The organism is Streptomyces mutomycini, from assembly GCF_001700505.1.
GTDB classification, from domain to species: Bacteria; Actinomycetota; Actinomycetes; order Streptomycetales; family Streptomycetaceae; genus Streptomyces; species Streptomyces mutomycini.
This window is the reverse complement of record NZ_MAPV01000184.1, coordinates 1-8051: the sequence shown is the minus strand read 5'-3', so window position 1 is coordinate 8051 and position 8051 is coordinate 1. Positions and strand designations below refer to the sequence as shown.

6 protein-coding genes and 1 pseudogene are annotated in these 8051 nt (G+C 68.7%); 4 read left to right on the top strand and 3 right to left on the bottom strand.

Features of this window, described 5'->3' with window-relative positions; all coding sequences use genetic code 11:
- The 3 genes and pseudogenes from BFF76_RS24490 to BFF76_RS24480 all read left to right on the top strand — a co-directional run.
- Positions 1 to 243: pseudogene (locus BFF76_RS24490) on the top strand (hypothetical protein); the annotation flags it as partial.
- An 89-nt stretch (positions 244 to 332) separates the two neighbouring features.
- A complete protein-coding gene (locus BFF76_RS24485; protein ID WP_053928946.1) occupies positions 333 to 932 on the top strand; it encodes a class F sortase in 600 nt (199 codons plus the stop codon).
- 101 nt (positions 933 to 1033) lie between these two features.
- Positions 1034 to 3382 carry a GH92 family glycosyl hydrolase gene (locus tag BFF76_RS24480; protein ID WP_065849077.1) on the top strand — a complete coding sequence of 783 codons (2349 nt, stop codon included), beginning with the start codon at positions 1034 to 1036 and terminating at the stop codon, positions 3380 to 3382.
- A 75-nt stretch (positions 3383 to 3457) separates the two neighbouring features.
- On the opposite strand, the gene BFF76_RS24475 is transcribed toward BFF76_RS24480, so the two are convergent.
- Together BFF76_RS24475 and BFF76_RS24470 are read right to left on the bottom strand one after the other, a co-directional pair.
- Positions 3458 to 4285 carry an aldo/keto reductase gene (locus tag BFF76_RS24475; RefSeq protein WP_031089995.1) on the bottom strand — a complete coding sequence of 276 codons (828 nt, stop codon included), beginning with the start codon at positions 4283 to 4285 and terminating at the stop codon, positions 3458 to 3460.
- A gap of 273 nt (positions 4286 to 4558) precedes the next feature.
- A complete protein-coding gene (locus BFF76_RS24470; protein WP_065849076.1) occupies positions 4559 to 5626 on the bottom strand; it encodes a protein kinase family protein in 1068 nt (355 codons plus the stop codon).
- Positions 5627 to 6012: 386 nt separating this feature from the next.
- On the opposite strand from BFF76_RS24470, the gene BFF76_RS24465 reads away from it, so the two are divergent.
- Complete coding sequence (locus tag BFF76_RS24465; protein WP_065849075.1) at positions 6013 to 7551, top strand: glycoside hydrolase family 43 protein; 1539 nt, start codon at positions 6013 to 6015, stop codon at positions 7549 to 7551.
- A 52-nt stretch (positions 7552 to 7603) separates the two neighbouring features.
- Here BFF76_RS24465 and BFF76_RS24460 read toward each other — a convergent pair whose 3' ends face one another.
- On the bottom strand, positions 7604 to 7942 hold the full coding sequence (locus BFF76_RS24460; RefSeq protein ID WP_031090000.1) for a GNAT family N-acetyltransferase: 339 nt from the start codon (positions 7940 to 7942) through the stop codon (positions 7604 to 7606).
- Between the last annotated feature and the right edge of the window lie 109 nt (positions 7943 to 8051).

Here is an 8051-nt window from a genome sequence, read left to right as displayed (position 1 = left end):
GCCCCGGAAAGCGCCGAACCCTCGGAAGCGCCGACCCTCGCCCCCGCGCCCGAGGGCGCCGAACCGGTCCCGGCCGAGTCGGTGCCTGCGGGAACGATGCCGCGGGGCGGCGTCGACGCCGGAGAGCGGCCGTCAGGCCTGGCCGGCAGCACCGCGCTGTACGGTTCCGCGGCCGGTGCCGTGCTGCTCGCGGGCGCCGGTGCCCTCGTGCTGCGCCGCCGGTCCGCACAGCGCACCGGCTGATCCCCGACGACGGCGCCGCTCCCCGCGCGGGGAGCGGCGCCACCCGCCGATTCCCTTCCGATTCACTGGCCCACCGCACTGGAGCACTCATGCCCCTTACATTGAAATCGTCACGGCGGACGGCCGTGTCCGTAGCGGCAGCCGTCCTGCTGCTCGCCCCCGTCACCGGTTGCGCCGCTGACGATCCGCCGCGGCCTTCCGTCAGGACGGGCCCATCCACCCCCCGGCCCCCGGAATCGCCCCGTGCGCCGGCACCGACGCGGCTGACAGTCCCGTCGCTGGGGATAGACAGCGCGCTGCTGCGGCTGGGGCTCAACGCGGACGGCACGGTCGAGGTTCCGCCGGCCAGCAAGGGCATGACGGCCGGCTGGTACGCGGGCGGGGCCGTGCCCGGCGAGCCCGGTGCCGCCGTGCTCATCGGGCACAACGACACGCGGTTCGGCAAGGCCGTCTTCCACGACCTGCACGCGATCGCCAGGGGTGCGGACATCACCGTGTCCGACGGGGGAGGTGCAGAGGCCCACTTCACGGTCACCGGCACGGAAACTGTCAGCAAGAGCTCCTTCCCCACCCGGAAGGTCTACGGAGCCACCGATGAGCGAGTGCTTCGACTGATCACCTGCGACGGGGGTTTCGACGCCGCCGGTCACCCCGTGGACAACCTCATCGTGTACGCGAAGCTGCGCTGACGGGGTCTGCCTGAACCCTTGACGAGTACACGCGTACGGGCAAAGAATGATCGCGCAGTGCGCATGACAACGTTGTCTACGTTTCGAGAGGCGCTCATTCCATGAGATGGACCCACTGGATTCGCGGTGCGGGGACGGCAGCAGCCACAGCCGCCCTCCTCGGCGGCGCCGTCGCCGCACCTGCCGCGGCGGACGGAGGGGGGCACGCCGAGAGAGGTCGGCTCACCGATCTCGTCAACCCGTTCATCGGAACGGAGAACGAGGGCAACACCTACCCAGGCGCCGCGGTGCCGTTCGGAATGGTGCAGTTCTCGCCCGACACCGGGCACAACACGGGCTACGACTACTCGGACACCCGCATCAGGGGCTTCTCCGCCGTCCACATCTCCGGCGTGGGCTGCGGCCTGGGCGGTGACCTCCCGGTGCTTCCCACGACCGGTGACATCACCTCGACGGACAACGCCACGTATGCGGCCGAGTTCAGCCACGACGACGAGAAGGCGAGCCCGGGCACCTACAAGGTGGGCCTCAAGACGGGCATCGAGGCCGAGCTGAGCGCCACCGAGCGCACCGGCGTGCAGCGCTACACCTTTCCCGCCACGGACAAGGCCAACGTCCTCATCAACGCCGGCCAGTCGCTGCACAAGACCGTGAACACCCAGGTGGAGATCCTCGACAGCCGCACCGTGCGTACGGCCATCACCGGCAGTGGTTTCTGCCAGGACACCAAGCCGTACACGGTGTACACGATCACCCGCTTCGACCGTCCCTTCGCCACCTCCGGCACCTGGAAGGGCGACACGGTCACCGAGGGCTCGAAGTCCTCGTCAGCGGCCGCCGAGCGCAACGGAGCCTTCCTGCGCTTCGACACGACCCAGGACCGCACCGTCGAGGCGACCACCGCCATCTCGTACGTGGACGCCAAGGGCGCGGCCCTCAACCTCCGCGCCGAAGGCGGCCGTTCGTACGACCGTGTCGCTCGCGCCGCGCAGGCCGCGTGGGAGGACCGCCTCGACGACGTCCGGGCGAAGGGGGGCAGTGAGACGCTGCGCCGGACCTTCTACTCGTCCCTCTACCGTTCATTCCTCGCACCGAACATCGGCAGTGACGTCGACGGCCGCTACACCGGCTGGGACCAGAAGATCCACCGGGCCAAGGGATTCACCTACTACCAGAACTGGTCGCTCTGGGACACCTACCGCACCCAGGCCCAGCTCCTGTCGCTGCTCGCGCCCCACGAGTCACGTGACATGGCGATCTCGGTCCTCAAGATCGACGAGGACAGCGGCTGGCTCCCCAAGTGGGGCTACGGCACGGTCGAGACGAACATCATGACCGGTGACCCGGTCACACCGTTCCTCACCAACGCCTACCAGCAGGGGCTGCTGAAGGGGTACGAGGAACAGGCGTACCGCGCACTCAGGAAGAACGCCGACGGCGTGCCTCCGGCCGACTCCGCCCCCGTGGGACGCGAAGCCAACAAGGAGTACCTCGCCGACGGCTTCGCGCCCTACATCAAGGGCCGTGCCCATGTGAAGCCGGGTGACTCGGACTACGACCACGGTGCCTCCGCGACCCTGGAGTACGCACTGTCCGACGCGATGCTCGGTCAGATGGCGAAGGAGCTCGGGCACGAGGACGACGCCGCGCGGTATGCGGAGCGAGCGCAGAACTACCGGAAGATCTTCGACAGCTCGACCGGCTTCTTCCGTGCGCGGGACGCGAACGGGGACTTCACCGGCCCCGTCGACCCGGCGCAGAGCGAGGGCTTCCACGAGGGCACGTCCTGGCAGTACCAGTGGCTGGTCCCGCAGGACCTGCCCGGCATGGTCTCCCTGATCGGCGGCACCCAGGCGGCCAACGACCGTCTCGACTCGTTCTTCGCCTACGAGCAGTTGCTGCAGGACCCTGCGAAGACCGCGCGCGAGGTGTGGGTGAACGGGCCGTACGACTACTACAACGCGGACAAGTACAACCCGCAGAACGAGCCCGACCTGATCGCCCCCTACACCTACCTCTCCACCGGTCAGCCCTGGAAGACGACCGACGTGGTGCACGCCGCGCTCACGCTCTTCACGGACGCCCCGACCGGTATGACCGGCAATGACGACCTGGGGACCATGTCCGCCTGGAACGTCCTCTCGTCGATCGGGATCTTCCCGGTCCAGCCGGGCACCGACACCTGGAGCCTCTCGACCCCCGTCTTCGAGCGGGTGGACCTGAACCTCGACCGGCGCTACTACCCCGAGGGCAGTCTGACCGTGAAGGCTCCGGGCACCTCCGAGTCGTCCCGGTACATCCAGTCGGCCCGGACGGACGGGGCCGCGTACGGGAAGACCTACCTGACCACCGAAGACATCCGCGGTACGCGCGAGTTGTCCTTCGAGGTCGGCACGGAACCCTCGGAGTGGGGCACGTCGGCGGACGCGGCACCGCCCGCCCTGAAGTGACGCACTGAACAACCGGCCGCACACGGGACCCGCCCTTCACCGAGGGGCGGGTCCTCCCGTTGCGCCGCGAAGGGATCAGCCGTTGAACCGGTCCGGATCGAAGCCGGTCCGCTCGTCCCGGTTCAGGGCGCTGATCTCGCCGATGTCCCCCTCGGTGAGTTCGAAGTCGAAGAGGTCGAAGTTCTCCTCGATGCGCCGTAGGGTCACCGACTTGGGGAACACGATGTCCCCACGCTGCAGGTGCCAGCGCAGGGTCACCTGGGCCGTCGACTTGCCGACCCGCTCCGCGATACGGACGAGCGTCGGATCGTCGAGCACCTTGCCCTGCGCGATGGGGGACCAGGCTTCGGTGGCGATGCCGTGTTCGGCGCCGAAGGACCGGACCGCGTCCTGGGTGAGGTAGGGATGTACCTCGATCTGGTTGACGGCGGGCACCACCACGCCGCCGTCCAGGAGGCGGCGCACGTGGTGCGGCTGGAAGTTCGAGACCCCGATGGCCTTGACGCGTCCCGAGCGGTAGATCTCTTCCAGGGCCTTCCAGGTCTCCACGAAATCGCCCTTGTCCGGCAGAGGCCAGTGGATGAGGAAGAGGTCCAGATAGTCCAGCCGCACCTTCTCCATGGTGCGTTCGAACGCCTGGAGGGCGTCGTCGTAGGCATGGGCGTCATTGTCCAGCTTGCTGGTGACGAAGATGTCGGCCCGGTCGAGGCCGGAGTCCAGGACCGCCTGGCCGACCTCCTTCTCGTTGCCGTACATCTGCGCCGTGTCGATATGGCGGTAGCCGGCCCCGAGAGCCGCCAGGGTGGTCTCGCGGGTGTCCTCCGGGGGAATCTGGAAGGTGCCGAAACCGAGCTGGGGGATCTTCACGCCGTTGTTGAGGGTGATGGCGGGTACTGCGGACACGGATGACTCCTAGTCGTCGAGGTTCAGGCTTGCCGCCGTGGGCGTTCCGGGTGCATCAGGCCTCACTGCGGCGGTACCCGACATCAATCCGGGCAAACAGGCTTATACAGCTTGATAAGGATGCCTTGTTCTGGCTGTGCCCGCGCCACGGCTCTCCGTACGCCGAGGGAGTCCCGCCGCCGTGTCCGAGCTGTTGACGCTCTCCGGGACGGTACCTGTCGTGCTGGTCTGTCAGCTGTCAGCTGTCAGCTGTCAGCTGTCAGCCGTCAGCCGTCAGCCGTCGGATCGGTCGTACATCCGGATGATCTTTGCCAGTGGATAAGGGGTCTGCCTGCTCCGGCTCCGGAACGCGTGGTTGAAGTCCGACGTCACGGCGGCGATCGGAGCGTGCCGGGAGATGATCGCCGCGGCCTCCTCCGGGATTCCGGTGGGGCGCTTGCCCTCCGCGAAGGCCCGCACCAGTGCACTGCGGCCGTCCCGGTCCTCCACCCGGTATCCGAAAAGAGCGGTGACCAGCCAGTTCACCAGATACGTGGCGGTGTAGCAGCGGTCGTAGGTCTGATGCCGGTCGAAGAAGTCGGCCTCGTCCTGCGAGAGCTCGAACGCGGAGGAGAGGGAGAGGCCATAGTCCGCGAAGTAGAGGCGCTGACCGTCGGTCAGGATGTTCTCGAAGTGCGCGTCGAAGTGCAGGAGCCCTCGGCTGTTCATGAACGAGGTGCCGGCTGCCAGCTCCCTTTCCACCATGTCGCAGGAGCGGCCGACGGTCCGGTCTCCGGTATCGACCTGGGTGCCTAGCCACTGGTGCAGGTTCTGCGGGATGTACTCCAGGAACAGCGCGATGCTCCCCGAGGACTGTTCGAGAGCCCTGATCCGGCGGCGCACCTGCGACCCGCCGCCCCAGTACGCCACAGCCCGTTCGACGTCGGCCAGTTCCCCGGGCAGGGGTGTCGAGTCCGGCAGGACCCTCCAGTGGTACATCAGGGGGAAGCCCTCGAATTCCGCCGCGAGCACCCAGTTCGTCGTCATGGTGTGCACGGCGAGTTCCCTCCAGGCCCCGAAGCCCGGCCCGCCGATGGCACCGATGCCGTAATGGCAGAAGCCGGGAAGCTCGAAGAGATCCGCCGTGGACCGGATGTGCTCGGGTCGCATCTCCAGCTCGGTGAGAGGCACCCGCTTCACGAAGACCGGCATGCCGGCGACCTCCATCAGAGCTGACTTCCCGCCGATGCCGGATCCGATCGGCTCGGCCGCGTCCACCAGCTCGCGCAGGGCGTGATCACTGCAAGAGGCCAGGGAGGTGGAGACGGCGCCATGGCCACTGAGACGCGCACTGCGCGACATGTCGGGAACTCTCACTGCGCCTCCACCTCGGCACCGGCCCTCGGCCCTGCCACTGCCGGCGAACACCACCGAGCTGCGACCGCGCTCGATACGAAGCCCTATCCGTCCCGCACTTTACGTGAGAACCAGATGCCTGCTCCGGAAACGGGAGGCGGAGAGGCAGGCCGTCAAGCAGGAGCCGTTGAAGCGCTTCGATTAACACGCCAAGGCTGACTGCCGGACGGCCTGGAAGCGGGTGTCCGTGTCCGCACGTGCGGCTTCCAGCACACGCTTGACCGACTTTGTGATGGAGCTATTGACACCTTTCCCCGTGGCTGTCATCTTCGAAGCGCTTCAACGATCTTGGCCTGGGGACCCGGTCCTGGCCTGAGCCCCGAGGACGGCCGATGGCGCACTTCGACAATCCAGTCATCCCCGGTTTCAGCCCGGATCCGAGCATCTGCCGCGTGGGTGAGGACTACTACGTCGCGACGTCCAGCTTCGAGTACGTACCCGGGGTGCCGCTGTGGCACAGCAGGGACCTCGTGCACTGGCGGCTGATCGGGCACGCGCTGGACCGCCCGTCGCAGTTGGACCTGCCGGACACCGCCCCGTCCTCGTGCGGGGTGTACGCACCCACGCTCCGGCATCATGACGGCCGCTTCTGGATGATCACGACCGTGGTGGCCGGTGCGGGCAACGTCCTGGTGACCGCCGAGGATCCCGCCGGCCCGTGGTCGGAACCCGTGCCGGTGGGCATACCCGGCATCGACCCCGATCTGGCCTGGGACGACGACGGGAACTGCTGGTGCGTGTTCTCCCACGGCGGTATCCGCGGGGTGCGCATCGAGCCCGAGACGGGTGAACTGCTCGGCGAGCCGGTGGAGATGTGGTCGGGAAGCGGGCTCCAGTACCCCGAGGGCCCACACCTCTACCGGGTCGGTGACTGGTGGTATCTGCTGCTCTCGGAGGGCGGCACGGAACGCGGGCACGCGATGTCGATCGCCAGGGCCCGCTCTCTGCCGGGGCCGTTCGAAGCGCACCCGGACAACCCCGTGCTGTCCCACCGCAGTACCGGTCACCCGGTGCAGAACACCGGCCACGGTGATCTGGTCGAGGCCCACGACGGGACATGGTGGATGGTGCTGCTCGGTACCAGGCCCCGCGGTCACACGCCGCAGTACCACGGGATGGGCCGGGAGACGTTCCTCGTGCCCGTGCGGTGGGAGGACGAGTGGCCGCTGCCGGGGCCGCTGGAACTCCGTGCCCCTGCGCCGGCACTGGCTCCGCATCCCTGGCCCGCCGAACCGCACCGCGACGACTTCGACTCCCGGGCCCTCGCCCCCTGCTGGGTGTCGCCGAGGTGGCACGACCCGAGCGCCGTACGCCTCGGCGAGCGGCCCGGGCACCTGGTGCTGCATGCACGCGCGGACAGCATGGACAAGCCGGGCGCAGTGTTCGTGGGGCGGCGCCAGCGCGACGCGGACTGCAGTGCACGGACCCGTGCCGACGTCGGCGACGGAGGCAGGGGTGGTCTGGCCGTACGGCTCGACGAGGCACACCACTACCAGGTGGAGAGGGAAGACGGCACGGTGCGCGCGGTCGCCCGCATCGGCCCGTTGCGCCGGACGGTCGCCGAACGGGCCGTTCCCCCCGGCCCTTTGACACTGCGGATCGACGTGACCACCACGGATGTCCTGCCGCCCACCGTCACCGTACGTCCTGCGGGCCCCGAGGCCGCTGCTCCGTCTGGGCTCCGCGTCGGCGGCCCCGACACACTCCGCCTGGGATACGAGACAGCCGACGGGGACTTCGAGGTCCTCGCCGAGCTCGACGGCCGCTACCTCACCACCGAGGTCGCTGGGGGTTTCACCGGCCGTGTCGTCGGCATGTACGCCACCCGGGGCACCCCCGCCTTCGACTGGTTCGATCTGCGGCCGGCCTGACGGAGTCCGGACGCTTCGTCCCCGACGCCGTCCGGGGCCGGGCGGCGGGTGTTCAGCGCGCCAGCGCGGTCTCCAGCCACTGCCGGACCTCGGGCGTGACCGGGTCGGTGATGTCGGTGAACTCGGCATGCTTCGTGAGGAACTTCGCCACGTACGGGCACACGGGTACGATCCGCTTGCCCGCGTCCCGTACGTGGCTCAGCGCCTCCTGCACGAGAACGGAGGCCAGCCCCCGGCCCGCGAAGGCGTCATCGATCTCGGTGTGGAAGAACACGCGCTGCTCGTCGCGGTCGCGGTAGGCGGTGAACCCCACGCTCACCTCGTCGGACAGGATCTCGTAGCGGTGCCTCGCGTCCACGTTCCGGACGATCGGGGCGGCGGCTCGGGTCATCGGGTGCTGCCTTTCGGGCGGGTCGGGTCGGGGGCGTCCCGTGGAGCGAGGGCGCGTCGGGAGCTTGGTTTCCGCCGCATCATCCCGCACGTGGCCCGGCCTGCTGGTG

Excerpts from the sequence above, each read along its gene's own strand:
- BFF76_RS24480 (WP_065849077.1), top strand. The coding sequence starts at position 1,034 with ATGAGATGGACCCACTGGATTCGCGGTGCGGGGACGGCAGCAGCCACA.
- BFF76_RS24485 (WP_053928946.1), top strand. The coding sequence starts at position 333 with ATGCCCCTTACATTGAAATCGTCACGGCGGACGGCCGTGTCCGTAGCG.
- BFF76_RS24470 (WP_065849076.1), bottom strand. The coding sequence starts at position 5,626 with ATGTCGCGCAGTGCGCGTCTCAGTGGCCATGGCGCCGTCTCCACCTCC.
- BFF76_RS24465 (WP_065849075.1), top strand. The coding sequence starts at position 6,013 with ATGGCGCACTTCGACAATCCAGTCATCCCCGGTTTCAGCCCGGATCCG.
- BFF76_RS24460 (WP_031090000.1), bottom strand. The coding sequence starts at position 7,942 with ATGACCCGAGCCGCCGCCCCGATCGTCCGGAACGTGGACGCGAGGCAC.